At 32.3% G+C, this 19,750-nt stretch carries 16 protein-coding genes; 14 read left to right on the top strand and 2 right to left on the bottom strand.

The features are described from left to right. Positions 1–26: 26 nt before the first annotated feature. The 14 genes from STERM_RS05980 (at position 27) to STERM_RS21130 (ending at position 17,600) form a co-directional block, all read left to right on the top strand. Positions 27–578 carry an FHA domain-containing protein gene (locus STERM_RS05980; protein ID WP_012860674.1) on the top strand — a complete coding sequence of 184 codons (552 nt, stop codon included), beginning with the start codon at positions 27–29 and terminating at the stop codon, positions 576–578. An 11-nt stretch (positions 579–589) separates the two neighbouring features. After that, on the top strand, positions 590–1,333 hold the full coding sequence (locus STERM_RS05985; RefSeq protein WP_012860675.1) for a PP2C family protein-serine/threonine phosphatase: 744 nt from the start codon (positions 590–592) through the stop codon (positions 1,331–1,333). A 7-nt stretch (positions 1,334–1,340) separates the two neighbouring features. Then, entirely contained in the window at positions 1,341–3,653 is a 2,313-nt protein-coding gene (locus tag STERM_RS05990) for a PP2C family protein-serine/threonine phosphatase (RefSeq protein WP_012860676.1), read from the top strand. 27 nt (positions 3,654–3,680) lie between these two features. Further along, positions 3,681–4,502 carry a serine/threonine protein kinase gene (locus tag STERM_RS05995; RefSeq protein WP_012860677.1) on the top strand — a complete coding sequence of 274 codons (822 nt, stop codon included), beginning with the start codon at positions 3,681–3,683 and terminating at the stop codon, positions 4,500–4,502. 10 nt (positions 4,503–4,512) lie between these two features. Next, positions 4,513–5,532 carry a hypothetical protein gene (locus tag STERM_RS06000; RefSeq protein WP_012860678.1) on the top strand — a complete coding sequence of 340 codons (1,020 nt, stop codon included), beginning with the start codon at positions 4,513–4,515 and terminating at the stop codon, positions 5,530–5,532. Positions 5,533–5,563: 31 nt separating this feature from the next. After that, on the top strand, positions 5,564–8,344 hold the full coding sequence (locus STERM_RS06005; RefSeq protein ID WP_012860679.1) for an acetate and sugar kinases/Hsc70/actin family protein: 2,781 nt from the start codon (positions 5,564–5,566) through the stop codon (positions 8,342–8,344). 153 nt (positions 8,345–8,497) lie between these two features. Further along, positions 8,498–10,024 carry a hypothetical protein gene (locus STERM_RS21125; RefSeq protein WP_012860680.1) on the top strand — a complete coding sequence of 509 codons (1,527 nt, stop codon included), beginning with the start codon at positions 8,498–8,500 and terminating at the stop codon, positions 10,022–10,024. 103 nt (positions 10,025–10,127) lie between these two features. Further along, positions 10,128–10,973, top strand: a complete 846-nt coding sequence (locus STERM_RS06015; protein WP_012860681.1) for a tetratricopeptide repeat protein — start codon at positions 10,128–10,130, stop codon at positions 10,971–10,973. Position 10,974: 1 nt separating this feature from the next. Continuing rightward, a complete protein-coding gene (locus STERM_RS06020; RefSeq protein ID WP_012860682.1) occupies positions 10,975–12,231 on the top strand; it encodes a DUF4280 domain-containing protein in 1,257 nt (418 codons plus the stop codon). Positions 12,232–12,238: 7 nt separating this feature from the next. Beyond that, positions 12,239–13,039, top strand: a complete 801-nt coding sequence (locus tag STERM_RS06025; RefSeq protein ID WP_012860683.1) for a hypothetical protein — start codon at positions 12,239–12,241, stop codon at positions 13,037–13,039. Positions 13,040–13,042: 3 nt separating this feature from the next. Beyond that, on the top strand, positions 13,043–13,876 hold the full coding sequence (locus STERM_RS06030; RefSeq protein WP_012860684.1) for a hypothetical protein: 834 nt from the start codon (positions 13,043–13,045) through the stop codon (positions 13,874–13,876). 189 nt (positions 13,877–14,065) lie between these two features. Next, positions 14,066–15,349: an efflux RND transporter periplasmic adaptor subunit gene (locus tag STERM_RS06035; protein WP_012860685.1), complete on the top strand. Its 1,284-nt coding sequence runs from the start codon at positions 14,066–14,068 to the stop codon at positions 15,347–15,349. A 24-nt stretch (positions 15,350–15,373) separates the two neighbouring features. Next, complete coding sequence (locus STERM_RS06040; protein ID WP_012860686.1) at positions 15,374–16,282, top strand: permuted SH3 domain-containing protein; 909 nt, start codon at positions 15,374–15,376, stop codon at positions 16,280–16,282. A gap of 73 nt (positions 16,283–16,355) precedes the next feature. Beyond that, positions 16,356–17,600, top strand: a complete 1,245-nt coding sequence (locus STERM_RS21130; RefSeq protein WP_012860687.1) for a LysM peptidoglycan-binding domain-containing M23 family metallopeptidase — start codon at positions 16,356–16,358, stop codon at positions 17,598–17,600. A gap of 119 nt (positions 17,601–17,719) precedes the next feature. Here STERM_RS21130 and STERM_RS21675 read toward each other — a convergent pair whose 3' ends face one another. Both STERM_RS21675 and STERM_RS06055 read right to left on the bottom strand, forming a co-directional pair. Then, positions 17,720–18,532: a TSUP family transporter gene (locus STERM_RS21675; RefSeq protein ID WP_081439598.1), complete on the bottom strand. Its 813-nt coding sequence runs from the start codon at positions 18,530–18,532 to the stop codon at positions 17,720–17,722. A gap of 269 nt (positions 18,533–18,801) precedes the next feature. Beyond that, positions 18,802–19,704 (bottom strand): OmpG family monomeric porin, encoded by a 903-nt coding sequence (locus STERM_RS06055; RefSeq protein WP_012860689.1) that lies wholly within the window; start codon positions 19,702–19,704, stop codon positions 18,802–18,804. Between the last annotated feature and the right edge of the window lie 46 nt (positions 19,705–19,750).

Below are 19,750 nucleotides of genomic sequence, written 5' to 3' on the forward strand. Positions count from 1 at the left end.
AATATAAATTAACGGAGGTATGAAAAATGAATTTACAAAGATGTAATAACGGGCACTTATATGATTCGGGAAGACACAGCAGATGTCCGTACTGTGAATCAGAGGGTCTTACTGATGAAATAAAGGATGAAAAAATAAATCTGGTAGATGAGATGGATGATGATGATAAAACCGTGGCATATTGGTCAAAGGACAGTAAAGTAGATCCTGTAGTCGGCTGGCTTACTTGTATAGAAGGGCCTGATAAAGGAAAGGACTACAGAATAGTAAGCGAAAGAAACTTTATAGGCAGAGGCGATGATATGGATATCTGTATAAACGGAGATTCTGCGATTTCAAGAAATAACCACTGTTCTATAAGCTACAATCCCAAAGAAAGAAAATTTGTAATGACACCCGGTTCGGGAAACGGTCTGGTTTATATAAATAATGCCCCGTTATATGAAACAAAACAAATATTTTCACATAATTTTATTGAAATAGGAGAAAGTAAATTCGTATTTGTAGAATTATGCGGACAGCATTTTGACTGGAATAAAGAAAAAACCAAAGATATAGAAACAAATAAAGACAGATAGAAAGTCATATTATGAAATATATATTAGTTGTTTTGATTATTTTGGTAATTTTTATAATTATTATGCTGAAAAAACAGCCGGGTTACAAAGACAGGGGGAATTTGGCGATAACAGCTTACATGGAGAACTATACAGGAAGAAGAAAAATACAGGAGGACTGTATGGAGCTGGTAAGTTTTTCCAAATATGAAATTCTCGGGATAATTGCTGACGGAATGGGCGGCTTTCATAACGGGAAGCTTGCAAGTCAGTTTTCAGTAGACAGGTTTGTGGATCTGTATTCGGCAGGGGACTTATCTGTAATAGAAATCCTAAAAAAGATAAATAAGGAGATATTGAGTTATTCATATAATATAGGAATAGAGAATAAAGTAGGAACTACTTTTCTGGCAGGTGAAATTTTATATAACAGATTAAAGTTTTTCTCTGTAGGAGACAGTTCCTTATTTTTATTCAGAAAAAATAAGCTGGAAAGACTGAACAGGCATCAGGAGAAAAAAGGCTATCTTACGAATTATCTCGGGTACAGCAGTTTTTCAAATGCAGAAAACGGGGAAATACTTCTTGAGAAAAATGATATTGTTTTAATGTGCAGTGACGGACTGGATAAATTCTTGTCTTTTGATGAAATAGAAGACATAATGAAGCATTCTAAAAATAAAAGCAGCAAAAGAATAGTAAGAAAGCTTATGGACGCCCTAATAGAAAAAAAATCGGGAAAACAGGATAATGTGAGTATCATTGTTATAAAATAGGAGAGTGGTGTGGGAGAATATGCGAAAAGAGGAAGCAAAATTTGAAACAAGGTTTATAAGTAATCTGGGAACTCAGGAAAAAAATAACGATTATTTCGGATATGTTCAGCTGGATAACTATGCTATATGGGCAGTGGCGGACGGCTTTGATGAGGAGGAAGGTGCAGACGTTGCTGCCAGAATAGCAGTGGAAGCTGCAGTGGAATATTTTATGCTTACACCGGGATTTAATACAAAGATTCTGAAAGAAATAACAGAATATGCACATTCCAAGGTAGTGGAAAAGCAGGAGGAAAACGAAAGGTTTTCTCTGATGCATACTTCACTTCTTATAGTAATAAGCAATTATCATTCTATATTATGGGCAAATGTAGGGAATACAAGGCTGTATCATCTGAGAGACGGTTTTATATTTTTTCAGACGAAGGATGACTCCATATCGCAGCTTCTTGTTAATGATGAAGCTCTTGATATCAGGGATATAAAGCAGCACAGACAGAGAAATGATCTGACACAGGCTGTGGGTGATTATATAAAAGTAAAACCGAATATTTCAAAAAATCCTGTAATACTTCAGGAAGGTGATATTCTCCTTATGACAACAATGGGCGCCTGGGAAAATCTGGATGAAAGCGAAATTGAAACAGAGCTTTCCAAAATAGATAACAGACAGCAGTGGCTGAAAAGTCTGGAAAATAAAATTATGGCTACCTCAAGAAAAGAAGTGGAAAATTATACACTGGTTTCCGTGGTGGCTGAACAGCTTGCAAGTCCTGAAAAAATAAAGAAAAATAAAAAGCCGTTAATAATAAAAATTATAATAATATCAGCAGTATTATTGATAATTTTATTATCAATGAGTCTTTGGAGTATGAAAAAGAGAAGCAATATAGAGAAAACAGCACTTGGTTATCAGAAGCAGGCAGAAGAATCAATAGTAAAGAAGGATTTTAATAACTCCCTTGATGAACTAAATCTTGCTATAGGGGAATATGACAAGCTTCATATAAAAAGCCGGGGAATAATAGGATTTTTCAAGGGGGCAAAAGGGAAAAACAGAGACACGGACGGGAAAATAAATGAAATAAAGCTGAGAATAGAGCAGACAGAGAAGCTTCAAAAAGCCTTTCAGGATATAAACGACGGAAATCAGCTGTATAATTCCGGGGATTATGAACAGGCTTCAAGAAAATATCAGTCGGCTAAATTTACACTTGAACAGAATACATATAAGAGAGATGAACTAAATACCGATGATATACTTACAATACTTAATTCCAGAATAGACGCCACGCCAAAGCTTATGGAGGCAAAATCACTGGAAAAAAACGGTGACGAAGCAATGGCAAGATCAGATTTTGCCACTGCCAAGTCAAAATATGATGATGCAATAAATATTTATCTGACTAACGGAAAAGCTGATTATGTAATAAATCTTGAGAGAAAAATGGAGGGGATTTCCGAACAGCAGCAAACAGCGTATAACGGGGCACTGCTGACTGAAAACAGGGCTGATATGCTTTCGGCATCCAATCCGGACTCATCAAGAGAGACTTATTATGAAGCAAGAAGAATGTATCAGCTGCTTGGAGATAAGGTAAAAACAGGTGAAGTAGACAACAAAATTCAGGAAATAAATGCCAGACAGCTTGCAGATCTGCAGACTGCAAATAATCTTATACAGGAAGGTCTCAGTCTTTTGAACAGCGGTAATCCTGTCATGGCAATTGCTAATTTTAATAAAGCGAAGCTGATATATAATAAACTAGGGGATTCTGGAAATAGCAGAAGTACCGACGAGTATATTAAGCAGGCTCATACCTTTGTAAAAATAGAGGACCATACTAAGCAGCTCGAACAGCAGAGCAAAGAGGAGCTGGCAGTAAAGCAGCAGGAAATAGATAAAAAAAATGCGGCAATAGCTGAGGAAATGAGAAAGGCAGAGGAGAGAAACCAAAAAATCATACTGGCGGGAGATTTGAAAAATAAAGGAGATGAATTGGCATTTGCTGAAAGGTACATAGAAAGTATAGATAAATATGAGGAAGCAAAAAAGCTTTATACTGAACTTGATTTGAAAGGCGAGACAGAATACCTTGAATACAAAATAAAAAGAAATGAAGGTTATTTATATGAGCTTCAGGGAGATCAGGCATATAAAGCCAAAAAATGGATAGATGCCGAACAAAAATATAAAATGTCTGCAGACAGTTTTGACAAAGCGGGAGATATAAGCGAAGAAGTAAAATCAAGAGTGGAAAAAAAGCTTGCTAAAGCGACAAGAAAGGTTAATAAGAGATGGTGGCAGTTCTGGAAATAGAGAATTAAAACAGGTTTTGGAGGAAAAATGACGGATCATTTGTTAAAAGGAACGGTTTTGAAAGGAAAATATACAGTAGAAAGCTTAATGGAAAATAGTGATTTCTCAAATATATATACAGGAAAAGCCGGCAATAAGGATATCATTATTAAAGAATGTTTTCCAAAATCACTTGTAATCCGCGGAAGTGACAATGAAGTTTTTACTATAAAGCATAAAGAAAATTTTGATCTCATAAAAAAAAGTTTTATTACTGAAGCACGTATACTTGAAAATATTAAGCATGCAAATATAGTAAAAATATATGATAAATTCAGATGTAACAATACATATTATATTGTTATGGAGATATGCAGGGGAAGTACGCTGAAACATTTTATACTTAATAACGAATTAACAGAGGAAGAAATAAAAAGTCTGTTTTTGAAGATATTGAAGGCTGTAAAATACATACATAAACAAGGATATATTCACAGAGACATAAAACCGTCAAATATAGTGATAAAAGGGAAAACATTAAAAATATTGGATTTTGGTTCGGCAATAGATAAAAGATCAAAGAATGCCGAATATGTAAGAGTAACATCAGGCTATTCACCTATGGAAATGTATTCATTGAAAAGCATAAATGATGAGAGTACAGATATTTACAGTCTGTGTGCTTTGTTATACTTTATGCTTTACAAACAAAAGCCTATGGATGTACTTAAGAGATTCTATTACAGCGAGTTAATATTCAAAGATAATACAGATCCGGTATTGAGGCAAACCATAGAAAAGGGGTTAATGATAGAGAGCAGGGACAGATACCAGAGTATTGCCGAAATTGAAAAAATATTGAAAAACTGAGGACAGGTATATGAATTTTTTAAAAAATTTGAAGGATAAAATAAAAGTAATATTCCGCGGTAAGGAAAAAGAACAGGAAACGGAAGTAAAAGAGGAAGAGCAGATTACAGAGCTGATACAGGCGGAAGTTCCGGAAGAGGAAGCTGATAAAGAACAGGAGGTAATCCAAGAAAATACAGAGCTTGCTGATAATATCAAGAAAGTGATAAAAAAATTTCCACTGAAAAGCAAGGTAGTATTACTGGGAGATGCCATAGAAAAGCTTGACAATATAGAACTTCTGACTTTGGTATATTATGTGGATACTTATTCACTGATAATATCCGAAAATAAAGAATATGTATGGATAAATCTTAAAAATACAGAGTATGATGTCGCACTAAAGCTGTTTACAGTATTGGGAAAAGAGGAGTATTCGCTGGTATATGAGGATGAATATCTGATAGGAAGAGACAGCAGTGTGGAGGTTTCGGCAGGGGACTATATGAAAATAGTTAATTATAAAATATCTGCTGTTAAATATATAAAAATTAAGATCGCTAAATTTTTGTGTCTTTATTACTCGGAGATACTGAAATACAGGAAATATTATGCAGACAGTGAGAATGACATGATAATTTCAAATATTGGTGAGTATATTAATAAATTTCTTGCTGAAAGAAAAAGAAATTTTGAATACAGCGAGCTTCAGAAATATTTTGAAAAAGAGCTTAATAAAAAAATAATCAGCAGAGTCAGCCATGATGAAAACGGAATTTTTTATTTTGAATATGGTGAAGAAAGGTATATAAAAAATAAATATATTTTCAGCGAAAATGAAGACGGAAGAAACCGCGGTTATTTTAAGACAGAGTTTAAAAAATTTGCAGCACTGAGGGAATTAGATGAACAGGAGCTGTCAGAGTTAAGTAATATAGAGGTATATGAAAATCTTGCGGGAAGTAAAAAACTCATTTTTTATAATGAAAATAAAAAATCTTATATACAGAATGTATATAAAATAAACAAAAACGATATTATGACGGTATAGAGCCGGAAATACCTGAAAACAGGGAGGAAAAATGAAAAAGTTATATGAGGAAGAAGAACTTAGAACCAAATCATATTATGAATTATACGAAATAGCAATGGCAGAAAAATTAATAGAAGCATATATGGAGAATCCCACAAGGGAGCAGCTGATAAATATAATTTTGAAATACAGAGGACTAAAGGCTTCTAATGATATAAACATATATAATGAAAACGGACTTCATTATGTTCAGATGCTTTTTGATACAAGGCTTGCAGGAAAGCTGCATCATGAATACAGAATAAAAATTCCGCATAAAATAATAATATATAAAGGCTTTGACCTGACAAGGGAAGATAATTACAAGATAATAATCCCGGAATATATAAACAGCGGGAATGTATTTTTGGTAAATGCCAATAATTATCTGTGCGGAATACTGAGTCTGGAAAAGGATGTGGATTCAAGAGATGCATATTATCTTACGAGCAAACAGGAATTTATGAGACTGGATGATTTGCAGAATAATAAATTTTCACTTTTGTTTTTTAAAGAAGCTGATGCAGTTTTTCCTTATAATTTCTACAATATGCAGGACGGAAAAGAGAATGAACTGTATCCTTTTAAGCTGGATTACTATAAGGTAGATATAGAAAGCTTCGAATACAGAACGCCGGAAGAAACAACAGCAACTTTATGCATAGATTTCGGGACTACTAATACAGTGGCCGGGGCTTACATAGACCAGAATTACGTGAGAGATCTTCCGACTAATGATATCTTAAACGGAAATATAAAATTAAATGAGATAAATTATGTGAAATTTCCTGACGGTGAAAGAGGGTTCAGTATCATTTATCCTACACTGGCATATGTGGAGGACTGCAGAAATCCTAAGAATATAAAATTTCTTTTTGGACATGATGTCACAAAGAAGCTTGAAGCCAATGACTACATCGTAAACGGGACATTATTCTACGGACTGAAAAAATGGGTACATGATAAAGAGGAGAAGGAAAAGGTAGTGGATGAATTCGGAAATATAAGGTATATCCCGAGAAAAGATATTATCAGGGCATATTTGAAGTATGTAGTGGAAAGAGCGGAATATCTTTTTAAATGTAAATTTAAAAGAATACATGCTTCCAGTCCTGTAAGGCTTAAGGAGCAGTTTCTTAATATGTTTCAGGAGATTTTTACTATTGAGGTGGATGAAGCAGTAAATGAGAAAAAAGTAATATCTGTAATAAAATCGGGTGATGACAAGAATAGTGCCGAACTTGAGAAGAAGTTTGATAATGAAACAGGAGAAGCAGGAAAGAAAGAGGTAATATCAGAAATAGAAGAGGTAGAAATAGAAACAGTAACAGGCAAAAAGGTAATACAGGAATATGAAATAATACGTGACAAATCAATGGATGAAGCAATTGCAGTGCTTTATAATACAATAGAATCACAAATGCGATCAAAGGATATACGGGAAAATCAGGAATATAAAGCGCTGATAATAGACTGCGGCGGAGGAACCACTGATCTCGCAGCCTGCAGATTTACTGTAGGAAATACACAGAATGTGGCGTTTCACCTGGATATAAGAACAAGCTTTGAAAACGGGGATGAAAATTTCGGGGGAAATAATCTTACGTATAGAATAATGCAGTATCTTAAAATAATTCTCGCGGGTAATTATACTGAGAGAAATATAGATATGAATTATCTGCTGCCGTTTGAGACTGATATCATTTACAGAATGGTCGATGATTTGGGAGTTAACGGTGTATTTAAGACACTGCAGGAAGAATACGACAAAGCAGAAAAAATTATACCGACAAAATTTTCAAAATTTGAGAATAAATTAAGTGATGAATATAGAAAGATAAAAAATAATTTTTATCTTTTATGGGAAGCAGCAGAAAATTTGAAGAAAGAATTTTTTAAAAGGGACGATACTTTGAGAACAAGATTTGATAATTTTAGAAATTTTGAGAAAAGCAATGATTTTCATATCACTGTCTTAAAATCATGGAACCTTCATATTTTGGAAAACGGTCTGTTTAGAAAAGAAACTGTTTATCCTGCAAATATATTTACAATAAAGGAAATGGAGAAGCTGGTAAAGATAGATATTTACGGAATGCTTAAAAAATTTCTTAATACATATTATGAAGAAGGGCTTCTGTATAATTATGCATTAATTAAGCTTAGCGGACAGTCTGCAAGAATAGGTGTATTTCAGGAGGTTTTAAAGGAATTTGTTCCCGGAAGGCAGATAGAATTCAAAACAAGGGGCAGCGATGACGAAGGATATGATCTGAAGCTCAGCTGTCTTGACGGAGTGATAAAATACCTCGATTATAGAAGATTCGGACATATGAATGTAGAGATAATCAATGAAATACCTCTTGTTCCGTATTCGGTCTGGGGCGAAACATATAAGGGAGAGCCTGTGGAGATAATAAGGACTTCGCGTCGTGCCAATGAAAATCTGGGGTATATAGATAAGGTTTCTTCTGTGATAGAATTGAAGCTCTATCTGAAAAATGTAGAAGATCAGATGAAAAAAGAATTTGTTTATAAGAATGATATTGATTTTGTGGATAAAGATGTACAGCCTATTATACATGAGCTTCGTGAAAAAATCAGCCAGAATGAAACGGATAATGTACCAAACGGAATAACGAGATTTCTGGTGTATACTGATGAAAACTGCTGGGGATTTTATGTCTGTCCCATAAGAAGAAGGGATGATCAGATATATATGGGAAAACCGGAATATTATCCATTTGAAAATGATCTGAATGAAATTAGTTTTTTTGACGGGGAGCATTAAAAAAATATAGGAATCTGTAAAAATAAAATATACTTTAGAAGGAAAAATTATATTGATTATAGAAAGTATTGAATTGATATCAGAAGGAAAGGAATGGAAAATAAATTACTTTAGGAGGGATGAATTCTGGAAAAAGATCTGAAATTTAATAGTTTGACAAATATTAAAAATGATAGAACTGAAAATATATCCGGTTCAAATAATGTCAAAAATATAAAGGATAAAGTTTTATATGCTGCCAAACAGGCAAAAATAAGAATAAATAATAAGGTATGTGACATTAAAGATTTAGATTTCAGCATAAATAAGGAAACATGGAAACATGATTATCTGGAAATGGAATTTACTATACAAAATCAAGAGGTAGGAAAGTATCATTCTTATATCTTTAGTCTGGATAATCAATTAGAGATAGAGCTTAACAGGATAACAGAGTCTGGTAATGAAGACTGGAAAAATATATTTTACGGACCTATAGAAAATATTGATATTGAATTGTCAGCTGGAGAAAGAGCAAAGTGTAAAATAAAAACTTATTCTGAAAGTGTAAAGATGGATAAAATAAAAAAATACAGGTCGTTTTTAGATCCAGAAATTACATATAAGAAAATAGCAGAGATAATCATGGAAACTTATGAACTAAAATATAAATTAGCTCCGGAATTAGAACAATCAATAAAACATGTATATATACAAAACGGAGAAACAGACTGGCAGTTCCTAAAAAGAATATTATCAGATGTAAATATACCTTTATTTAGTCATTTAAGCGAAATTTTATTTGGTAAAATAAACAGTGAAGAATACCTTATAGATTTAAGCAGTTCTATTTATGGAAGAGGAAGAGAACTGGGTAATATTTTATTTAAAGTAAATGGAACAGATCCTTACAACATTGGGGAAAAAGTCAGTGTGCAATTTGAAGAGGACGGACGTAATATGGTAGGGACAAAGCTTGTTTCAAAATCGTATTTGTTTATAGAAGATAATTATATAAAGTGTAAGTGTGATTTAGTAGATACAGGCGGTTTCCATAAATATGAGAAGTATGAAAATAACACTTTCATAGGAAAGAGTATAGAGGGGAATGTAATAGAGGTAGTAAATTCTGATGGTATAGCAAAACTCACATTGGATTTAACACAAGGCTTGAAAAAATGTATAAAAGATGACAGTGAAGAAGCATATATTGATGTATATGCAGGAAAATGGCAAATACCGTATGTGACACCTTATAGTTCCAGTAATACAGGTTTATTTTGTACGCCAGAGAAGGGGGATAATGTGAAGTTGTTTTTTGGAAGTAATAATGAAGAGGATATTTATATTCAGGGTGCAGTGAACAATCCTGGGAATGGCCGTTTTTCAGATTATGAAAACAGAAATTTTCATGTAAATAATTCAGATTTTAATATGATAGTAGCTAAAGATAATTTTTCCGTGAATGCAGCATCTTCTATTGTATATTCATCTGAAAATATAACAGAATCTGCAAAAATTATTTCAAATAATTCGGAGAATCATGTGGAAACTGTGAGAAATGATAAAACAGTAATAGCTAAAAATATTAATCATACAGCTGCAAAGAATACTACTATAAAATCAAATGCCAATACTTCTATAACTGCTAATGGAGTATCAACAGTGAGTGGCGGGCAGAAAGTAAATATAAACGGTTAATGGTTTTGTCGGTTAGACAAAGAGGGGGGGGCTGTAGAAAATTATAGTAATGCTTTGAATTATGAATAGATGATATTCTATAACTTCTTGAAAGGTGGAAAGGATGAAAAAAATATATAGGTTACTGTTGCTATTTGTATTGATACTGTTCATATTATCGTGCAGCGGTCAAAACGATGAGGAAATCAAAAAAGTGATAGAAAGAATAGAAAATGTATCAGGTAAGACTGATGAACAAAAATACACGGACTTATATGTAACAGGGGTATTATGGGAGAATAAAGATGTAAGGACAGCAGAAAAGTATTATCTGGAAGCGGCGAAGTATAAAAAATCATCATATGCAGATATAGGGAGAATGTATTACAGGAAGGTAAATAAAAAAAAGGGTATAGAGAAATATAAAGAAGGGTGGAAAAATGGGGATTCGGAATCGGCGAACGAATTAGGAATAATTTATGACAGATATGAAAAGAAGCCGGAAGAGGCGGAAAAGTGGTGGAAGCTGGCAGGAGAACAGGGAAATGCTAGTGCTCAATTTAGTTTGGGGCTTATGTATGAAGAAAAAGGAGAAATATCAAATTCTATTAAATGGTATAAAAAATCAGCAGAACAAGATAATATAAAAGCACAATATAATTTAGCACTATTATTTAAAGAGAAAAATATGTTAAAAGAAGCAGAATATTGGTATGGAAAAGCTGCAGAATCAGGAGATACAGATTCACAAAATGGATTGGGAATAATTTATGAGAAAAGACAAAATTATATTGAGGCAGAAAAATGGTATAAAAAATCATCTGAAGGTGGAAATAAAAATGGAAAATACAATTTGGCATATTTATATGAAACTATTTTTAAAGATTTTGAGAAAGCTAAAATACTATATTTGGAATTAGATGATAAAAACTCTATGGAAAGAATAGAAAATATGGAAAGGGTAAAATGAAATGTTGATTGAAAATATAAATAATAGATATAAAATAATGTTCTCTCCAGACGCAGACATTCAATATTATAGTAGTATAAAGCCAAAAGAAAAAGAAAAATATACAAAAATAGAACTCCCAACTGACGAATCCTATACCTTAGTATGTGACGGAGCAGGAATAACATGTAGTAATCATATTACAATAGCTAGTTCTCCGACAAACTATTATTCTCCTAATTCTCCAATGACAGAAATGCCTTTGACGTATACAGGTTTTATATTACAGGTATTAAAACCGCAGGCAAGATTTATGGGCTTAGAACCAATGGCATCAGAATTAGATCATTATCCTGAGAATTTTATACTGGCAAATAAAAGTATAAAGTGTAAAAAAACAGGTGAAAAATGTAAAATAAAGCCGCAAGTATGGAAAAATACTTCAAATAAAATATATTTTAATGGATATGCAGCATTAGTGACAGAAAAAAGTACAATAAAATGTTTGGAAGATGAAAGTGCTGAGATAATAATAATAACTAATGGTCAGGATATTAGCAGTGCAGAAGTATTACGTACAAAATTTTTCAATTCAATTGGAGAAAGACCAAACCATAGTTACTTAGGTAAAATGACGTGGGGATCTTTAAAAATATCCGGCGGTGCTAGTCAGGTGACTATAGGAACCGGTTTATGTCTGACTATAGCCGGCTGTGTTTTAAGCTGGTCATTAATAATAAACGGGGGAATAACTATAGTTGATGGAGCAAGAGATTTTACAAGCGGAGTGGCAACTTTTTTCTCTGATGAAAATATAGACACCCAAAAAGTTATGTTAGATAATACAGTAGGGAAAGTATTTACCCCGGAAACCGCAGATTCAGCAAATAATTTTATAGATAACACATATAAAGTAAACGGATATGTAAGTATGATATTAACACCTGTTAAAGTACAATATAATGTAGCCCTTTCAGAATCAATTGCACCAGGAGCCCAAAATGTAATAAATAAAACAGGATATGCAAGAATAGTTAACAATGCTGCAGCACAACAAAATTGGGGGCAATATGATAAATTAATTAGTAATGCACCAAAACCTGAGATAATAGGAAGTGATTTATCTTATTTAACGCTTACTGGTATTGCAGAAGATCAGGTAAATACTTTCATGGAGTCCAGTACTAAAACAATGGAGACTCTAACATCTCAAGAGAGATTTGATCTTGTGCTGCAAAGAGAGAATGACTGGTATATTAATATAATATCGGGAAATTAGGTGAAGTATGATAAAAGCTGATTTAGCGAATTTTGACCAAAAAAAGTATCATGTAGAATATAAAAAACTTACAAAAATATATGAAGAAAAGGTGATTGATAAACGAGCTACAATTTGTACAGTAAAAAAGCTGGGAAGAGTAAATTCAGAACTTTTTGATATTGGTGTATATGAACAAAATTTAAGAATAGATTCATATGATAATTTTCAGAGAAAAATCGAAGAATCATTGCTGGATATTTTATTTTTAAGGATTGATAAAAATTTTAATTTATATAAAGTATTGAATAAAGATTTGATATATAAAAAATTGAAAATTATAAAAGAAATGTCTGAAAATATTGATTTTTTAGAAATGGATTTTAGTATTTTAAAAATTGAAAAAATATTGGAAAATGATGATTATTTAAATTTTGTAATAAGAAAATATAAGTTTTATGATTGTTTCTTTAGTGAAATTTATACTGGATTTTACAAAAATCTACGTGGTTTTCTAAAAGGAAATGAATATGTAACAGATTTAATGCCCAACATAACAATTCCACTAAACTTAAAATTAGAGGAAACAGGCTTGAGAAAATATCAAATAACTGGAGAATTGGATACAATAAAATTATCTGAATTGAATTTTTGTGAACAAATAATGAAAAAAACGGGCTTAAATATCACAAAAATAGAATTATTTTATAAAAATGATATTGAAATGGATGAAAATAATATAATTAGGAATTCAAAAAAGAAATTTATACTGGAAGCTGATAATAAATTTTTACATGGAAGAGAGATTAATATAAAGGAAGAGGTGTGATATTTGGAGAAAAGTTATTTTTTAAAAAGCAGAACTGAGAAATACTATAACAGATACAAAGTAAGTGATATACTGGAAATTAAAAAAAAGGAAACCGGATATCTTGTTCAGAATTATGAAATAGATGTAAAAGGAAAAGGAAATAATATTTTGGATTTTAAATTATGCCATGGTGAAAAAAGGATCTGCGAACTGAATTTTGAATTGGAAATGACAGATAGATTTGAAAGAGAAAATAATAAGTTTGTTTTAAAAATAAATAAAAACAATGAAATAGAGGAAATATTAAATAAAAAAGAAATGGCTGATAATATTGACAATAAATTATTTCAGTACATGGAAGAAAATATTGAGAATTCTGGAAAAATAATGGATCTAGTTTACTTATATAAAAAACAGCTAGAAAATAAAGGAGAATTAGAATTTTTTATGAATACAGAAGGAATGAGTTCATATTTTTTCATTAATATTTTTGATAAAGAATACTTTGAAACGAAAGAAACAAAAATAATAAAGTACATAGGAAATATAGTACCTGAAGTTGCTATTCCGGTTGAACTTAAATTTAAAATAAAAAAACTGACAGAAAATGAATTACTTTTGTATTTTACATCTGATTATAGCGGAATGGCAAGTTATGCTAATATAGTATCAGCATATAAAGAATATCTGCAGCTTCCTGAATATGAAAAAATTGAATTTTATCTTGATATTAAAGGGCAATATACAATAGATACTAAAGAAAATAAGCTGAAAAAATATAATGTTCTTAGAGAGCTCAGTCTTGGTGATAATACATACAACAGGCAAATAATAGCAGAAGGAATTTGGAGATAAAAAATGCTTTTGACAGCTTCCTGATTGAGAAAAATATTAAATTAAAAACAAACTCAAACATATTGTATGTTTTAGCAGAATTTTCTAGAGCTGTCCGCTCTTCATATAATTGATTATTTGATAGTATTTATAGAACTAATCAATTTCTGCTTAAGCATAAAGTATACAATATTAACGAAAGGGACACATATGAAGAGAAACGACAATTACATGTGGATTTTACCAAGCATACTTATATTATTGTTTTTATTTTCTGTAAAATTTTGTACAAGGAGAATAAATGAAGAATATACAGTGGTAAAAGCAGAAAGACAGGATATAAGTCTTTTTGTCAGTGCAAGGGGAGAGATAGAGGCGAGAGATGTAATGCCTATAGGTCTTGATATAGAACTGGGTGTAGATGAAATATATTTTAAGGAAGGGGATTATGTAAAGCAGGGGGATTTAATTATCAGGTTCAGTGAATATCAGGAAGAGCAATATAAAAAGGAAATAGATGAAATAAAAGAAACACTGGCAGCTAAGAGCTCGAAGCTGCGTTTTGAGGAGGAGAAGTATCAGCTTTCGGGTGATAATAATATAGAAGAATTACAGAAACTGCGTGGTAAAATACAGTCGCTGCAAAATTCACTGACAGCCAGACAGAGTAAAAGAAAACTGATAGTAAGAGATATTACAAGTCCTGTCAGCGGATATATCATAAAAATAAATGCTGTAAAAGGCGGGACGAATGATCCGGCTAAACCGGTACTTATACTTGCGAAAAAAACAGATATTAAAATAGTGACGGAACCTGTAACAAAAGAAAAAGCCCGGCTGATACAGACAGGAAACAGTGCTTTAATAAGTTCGGTGAATGATCCTGAGAAAGAATTTGAAGCAACAGTTTATAAAATAGATGATTCACAAGGAGCAGGTTTTGCTGCAGTTGAACTTTTGACAAAAAATGTAGAAAACAGATATCTGCACGAAATATTAAATGTAAAAATATTTTATCAAAAGAGGGAGAATGTAGTAGCAGTTCCGTCGAGTGCATTAATAAAGACTGAAGATAAAGATAAGAATGTAAAATATTATGTTTATACAATAGATAAGGAAAACAGAATTAAAAAGCGGGCTGTAGATCCCGGGCTGTCAAATGGGGAAGTAACAGAGATAAAGAACGGACTTGAAGAAAACGAGGAAATAATACTTACACCTGATAAAAAACTGGAAAATAATACAATAGTAAGAAGAAAAGATATTGAAAGGGAGAAAAGAGAGAGGGAAGAAAGGCTGAAAAAAATAAAGGAAAAAAATAGTGAATATAATGAAGAGATAGAAAAGAATAACAGGGAAATATTAAAGCTGGAAAAAGAGAGCGGGGCAAAGAAAAAAGATACAAAAAAAGCAGAGGAAGAGATTATACAGCCGCAGCAAAAAGCAATGACACTGGAGGAAATGGAAGAAGAAGACAGGCAAAACAGAGAGTAGAATTTTATTTGAAAGGGCAGACAGATGGAAAAAAGACCGGATTTTATGAAAGTAATAATGGTGCTGTGTTTTGCTGCAGTAGCTGTTATATTTGTTTCAAAACAGAGTAAACCAAAGGGAGAAAAAAATAATTACGAGATAATATCAGTAAAAAAAGAACAGAGAGAGATAAAAACAACAATAGAAGGAATTATTGAAATTAGTAACCTTACAGAAGTGAAGGTAACAAAAGGATTGAAAACAAAAGAAATAAACTTTCATGAAGGTGATCAGGTAAAAAAAGGTGATGTAATTGCTACTTTTAGTTCATATGTCACAAGGAAAGGGAAAAACGGCAAAAGATACAGAGCTGAAAGGATAAGAAGATACGTGAGCGGACAGGATGGATATATATTTAAAATGAATTTGAATATAGGGGAGGAAGTGCCGGAAATAGCATTTATTATTGTAAATCCTGAAGATATAAAGCTTTATACCGGAAATATAAAATCCGGTAACAAAAATAATCTGCTACCGGGAATGCCTGTAACTGTGAAGTTTTCAGACAATCAAAAAATAAAATCTGAAATAATAAGAGTGGAAAAAGCAGGAGACAGCGGAGATCTGCGCGGAGAGCTTGCTGTTAGTGATATAAAGGGAATAATAACCAATGCTGATAAAAATATAAGTATAGATGCAGTTTCGCAGGATAAAAAGGAGATTTTAGCGATACCGGTAAAAACAATTATAAAAAAAGAAAAAGCTGGCGGAAATTATGAAAATTATGTTTATGCAGTAGACAGTAACAATAAAGTAACGGAAAAGCAGATAACTCTCGGGGAAGTAAACGGTGCTGTTATTGAGATAGAAGAAGGACTGGAAGACGGAGACAGAGTGATTCTCAATCCTGATAACAGACTGGAAAACGGTTTTATAATAAAAACAGAAAAATAGTATGTCATAATGTAAAAATAACTTTTATATATAACCGGGGAAATAGACTTTTTTACAGTGAGAAGGAGCAATAGTGGGCAGAGGAAAAAAATATAAATTTATAAATATATATGTTCCCTTTTTATTTCTTATAGTTATATTTGCAGTTGTATTAAACGGGATATTAAGTACTGAGTATATAGATGATACAGAGAAATTTTCCAATATTTATGAAGAAATAAATAAAATTCCGAATACAGAAAAAGATATTGATAACTTTAAATATGATATTTATGTTGTTACAGAATCTGTGAATATAAAAGTTCTGGGGGAGAAGCTGGGGACAGAGCCTGAAATTATTTTGTATAATAATCCTTATTTAATAGGAAAATCTATTCTGGAGGCAGGGGACAGAATAGTTCTGTATAACGAGCCGGTTATTTTTTATAAAGTGGCTGAAAATGATACGATAGAAAAAATAACAGAAAAGTTTCATGTAAAAGAGGAGGAAATATTAAAATCAAATCCTGAGCTGCTAGATATCGGGATTCAAAATAAGAGATATCTTCTGATAAAAAATCCGCTTATTACAGAAAGTATTCTTTTGAGTCTGAAAGATGAAATGGTTTATGAAAATACTGCATATAACCTGAGTAATCAGGAAAAGCTTGTTTATGAAGAAAAAAAAGACGGTAAGAATCAAATGATATCAGAAAGAGAATCTGAAATTTCGGAAATAAAAAAAAGCGGTAATGTCAAAGAACGCAAACAGATACAGGAAGGCAGAAAAACTGAAAATCGGCAGTACACCGGGGAAAATAACAAGGACAGCAAAAATAGCGATTCAGGTGAAAAATATAAAGATAAAGAGCCGTTAACTGCATCGGTAAAAACAAAAGATACTTTGCAAACAATTGAAAGATCAAGGGAAACAGGATATGAAATTAATAAATATATGCTGTGGCCCGTTTCGGGGACTACAATTACAAGCGGATACGGTAACAGAACACATCCGATACTAAAAACCAAAAAATTTCACAGGGGTCTGGATATAAGAGTAGGAATGGGAACTCCGCTGAAAGCTTCTTTTACAGGCGTAGTTACTTATGCTTCTGCAAAAGGCGGTTATGGGAATCTGATAGAGCTGGAAAGATCAGACGGAATAAGAGTGAGATATGCCCATCTGGATAAAATATCCGTGAATAAAGGTGATACTGTAAAAGAAGGTCAGATAATAGGTGCAACAGGAAATACAGGATTATCAACAGGACCGCACCTGCATTTTGAGATACTTATTGATGGAAATCCTGTAGATCCTAAAAAATGGAATTATTTCTGATATTTAAGAAGTTTGAAAATTTTTAGATAATGAAAAATAAAAAAACAGCTGATATTATTATCTGGAATAACAATAATATTCTGCTGTTTTTATTATATTAATAAATTAAATAATGAATTTTAGTGGAGAAGTTTATCATAAAACATTTTAATTGCAATAATAAAAGAAACACTTAAAAATACCGGTCTTATAAATGGAACTCCCTTTTTTATGGCAAGTTTTGTTCCTGCAAGAGAACCGAGCAGAATAGCAACAGTACCGATTAAGCCGTAAAAGAAGTTTACCTTTCCGTTGATCAGGAAAATAAAAAAAGCTGACAAACCTGATGCAAAATTCAATAATTTGGTATTTCCAGAAGCTTCAAGAAAATCAACACTGAATATCTTTATAAGCATAACTATAAAAAATGTTCCTGCCCCTGGTCCAAAAAAACCGTCATAAAAGCCCACAAGAAAAGTGAAAAAAATTCCCTTTGTGAGAACAGCTTTTTTGGGATGCTTGTACATGCTTACTCCTCCAAGAGACTTATTAAAGAGAGAATACAGACCCACGCCAAGTATCAGGAAAGGAATAGCGGCATTTAGAAAATCTGCTTTTATTTTCGTAACTATAAATGAACCGAGCATAGAACCTGCAAAAGAAGCAGGAACCAGAAATTTCAGCAGTTTCAGATGCAGTTTATTATGTTTCAGATAGCCTAGAAAGCTTCCGAAGGTTCCGAAAATAGAAGAAAACTTATTGGTTGCCAGTGCAGATACAGTGGGAAGTCCTGTCAGCAGATAGGCCGGCAGTGTAAGAAGTCCGCCTCCTCCTGCAATAGAATCTATAAAGCCCCCTGCAAAAAGCAGTAAAACAAAAGGTACAAAGTTGTCAATGCTGTGAAAAATGATAATCTCCTCCTCAAAAAATTTATGTATGAAATTACGGATAATATACTACACTAAGTATATAATGTAAGTAAAAAAAATACAATTAAAAAATTTCGAGTATACTAAAATAAATTCAAAAATCGGGAGTATCCGAAATTCTGTGTTAATTCCGGATAATTCAATAAAAAGAATATGTACAATGAGCTCTGAAGTGCCTTAATACTGAATACAAATAAAAAAATGAGCTGGTTAGGCTCATTTTTATACCTTTTGGTACAGGTATATTTTTTGGATTATTGCGTAAATTAAACTATATATTATTCGATAGTTTACTAAAATTTATAATCTAAACCAAGTTTGAAGAATACTCTGTTTTTATCAGGAGAATCTGGTCCTGGAGTATTTTCTCTCGGCTCGTTCTGATAATATGTTTCAGCGTAAACTCCGATTCCATTATCAGCTACATATCCCATTTTTACACCATATCTTCCTTTTCCGTCGTGGTCTGTGTCCACCCCGTTGCTATTCTCTGTTTTAGAGCTTACACTGTATCTTATAAAAGGTGATACGGCAATTCCGTTATCAAATTTCTTTTCATATGCTATTCTTACCTGCCAGTCATCAAATTTATGAGCTCTATATTGCATATCAGATTTTTCACTTTTTACATACTCATTATATATTGAAAAAGATACTGCCTGACTGTCGGCAAATTTGTACTTAACTCCTGTTTCTAACTCATGGAAATAGTCATCCCAAGATTTCACTTCCGAATACCCTCTGTATGCGTCGTCTTGTCTGTAACCAAATAACCAGCCGTTATACAATGACCATTGATCATTAAATGTATAGCCCCAGTTTGGCTGAAATCTGTGATCTGTTGTCTTCTCAGAAGATTCTCTCATATCAGTGATTCTTAATTCATATGTTGGATTAAAATTAAAATTTCCATACTTAAGTGCAGAACCTAACATAACTTTGTATCTATCAGCATCTCCTTTATGACCTGAAGAACTGTCAGCATTTCTATACTCATATACGAATTCAGTCCACAAAGGAAAATCCTTAGCATTTAAGTTAACTCTGAAACCATGTACAGTAACGTCGCTTGAATTATAAACAGCATTATGATTTTCTGATTCAATGTACGCTCCTGTTGTGATATCTAATTTTTCTAAAGCCTGAACACTTCCTACTAAACCTAGGAATAGACTTAATACCAAAAACTTCTTCATCTTAATATAACCTCCAAATATTTTATATTGTATTACTAAATACTAA

Origin of the sequence: Sebaldella termitidis ATCC 33386, from assembly GCF_000024405.1 — a bacterium.
Taxonomy (GTDB): domain Bacteria; phylum Fusobacteriota; class Fusobacteriia; order Fusobacteriales; family Leptotrichiaceae; genus Sebaldella; species Sebaldella termitidis.

Coding starts and splice junctions, on each gene's coding strand:
- STERM_RS05980 (WP_012860674.1), top strand. CDS start 27: ATGAATTTACAAAGATGTAATAACGGGCACTTATATGATTCGGGAAGA.
- STERM_RS05985 (WP_012860675.1), top strand. CDS start 590: ATGAAATATATATTAGTTGTTTTGATTATTTTGGTAATTTTTATAATT.
- STERM_RS05995 (WP_012860677.1), top strand. CDS start 3,681: ATGACGGATCATTTGTTAAAAGGAACGGTTTTGAAAGGAAAATATACA.
- STERM_RS06000 (WP_012860678.1), top strand. CDS start 4,513: ATGAATTTTTTAAAAAATTTGAAGGATAAAATAAAAGTAATATTCCGC.
- STERM_RS06005 (WP_012860679.1), top strand. CDS start 5,564: ATGAAAAAGTTATATGAGGAAGAAGAACTTAGAACCAAATCATATTAT.
- STERM_RS06015 (WP_012860681.1), top strand. CDS start 10,128: ATGAAAAAAATATATAGGTTACTGTTGCTATTTGTATTGATACTGTTC.
- STERM_RS06020 (WP_012860682.1), top strand. CDS start 10,975: ATGTTGATTGAAAATATAAATAATAGATATAAAATAATGTTCTCTCCA.
- STERM_RS06025 (WP_012860683.1), top strand. CDS start 12,239: ATGATAAAAGCTGATTTAGCGAATTTTGACCAAAAAAAGTATCATGTA.
- STERM_RS06035 (WP_012860685.1), top strand. CDS start 14,066: ATGAAGAGAAACGACAATTACATGTGGATTTTACCAAGCATACTTATA.
- STERM_RS06040 (WP_012860686.1), top strand. CDS start 15,374: ATGGAAAAAAGACCGGATTTTATGAAAGTAATAATGGTGCTGTGTTTT.
- STERM_RS06055 (WP_012860689.1), bottom strand. CDS start 19,704: ATGAAGAAGTTTTTGGTATTAAGTCTATTCCTAGGTTTAGTAGGAAGT.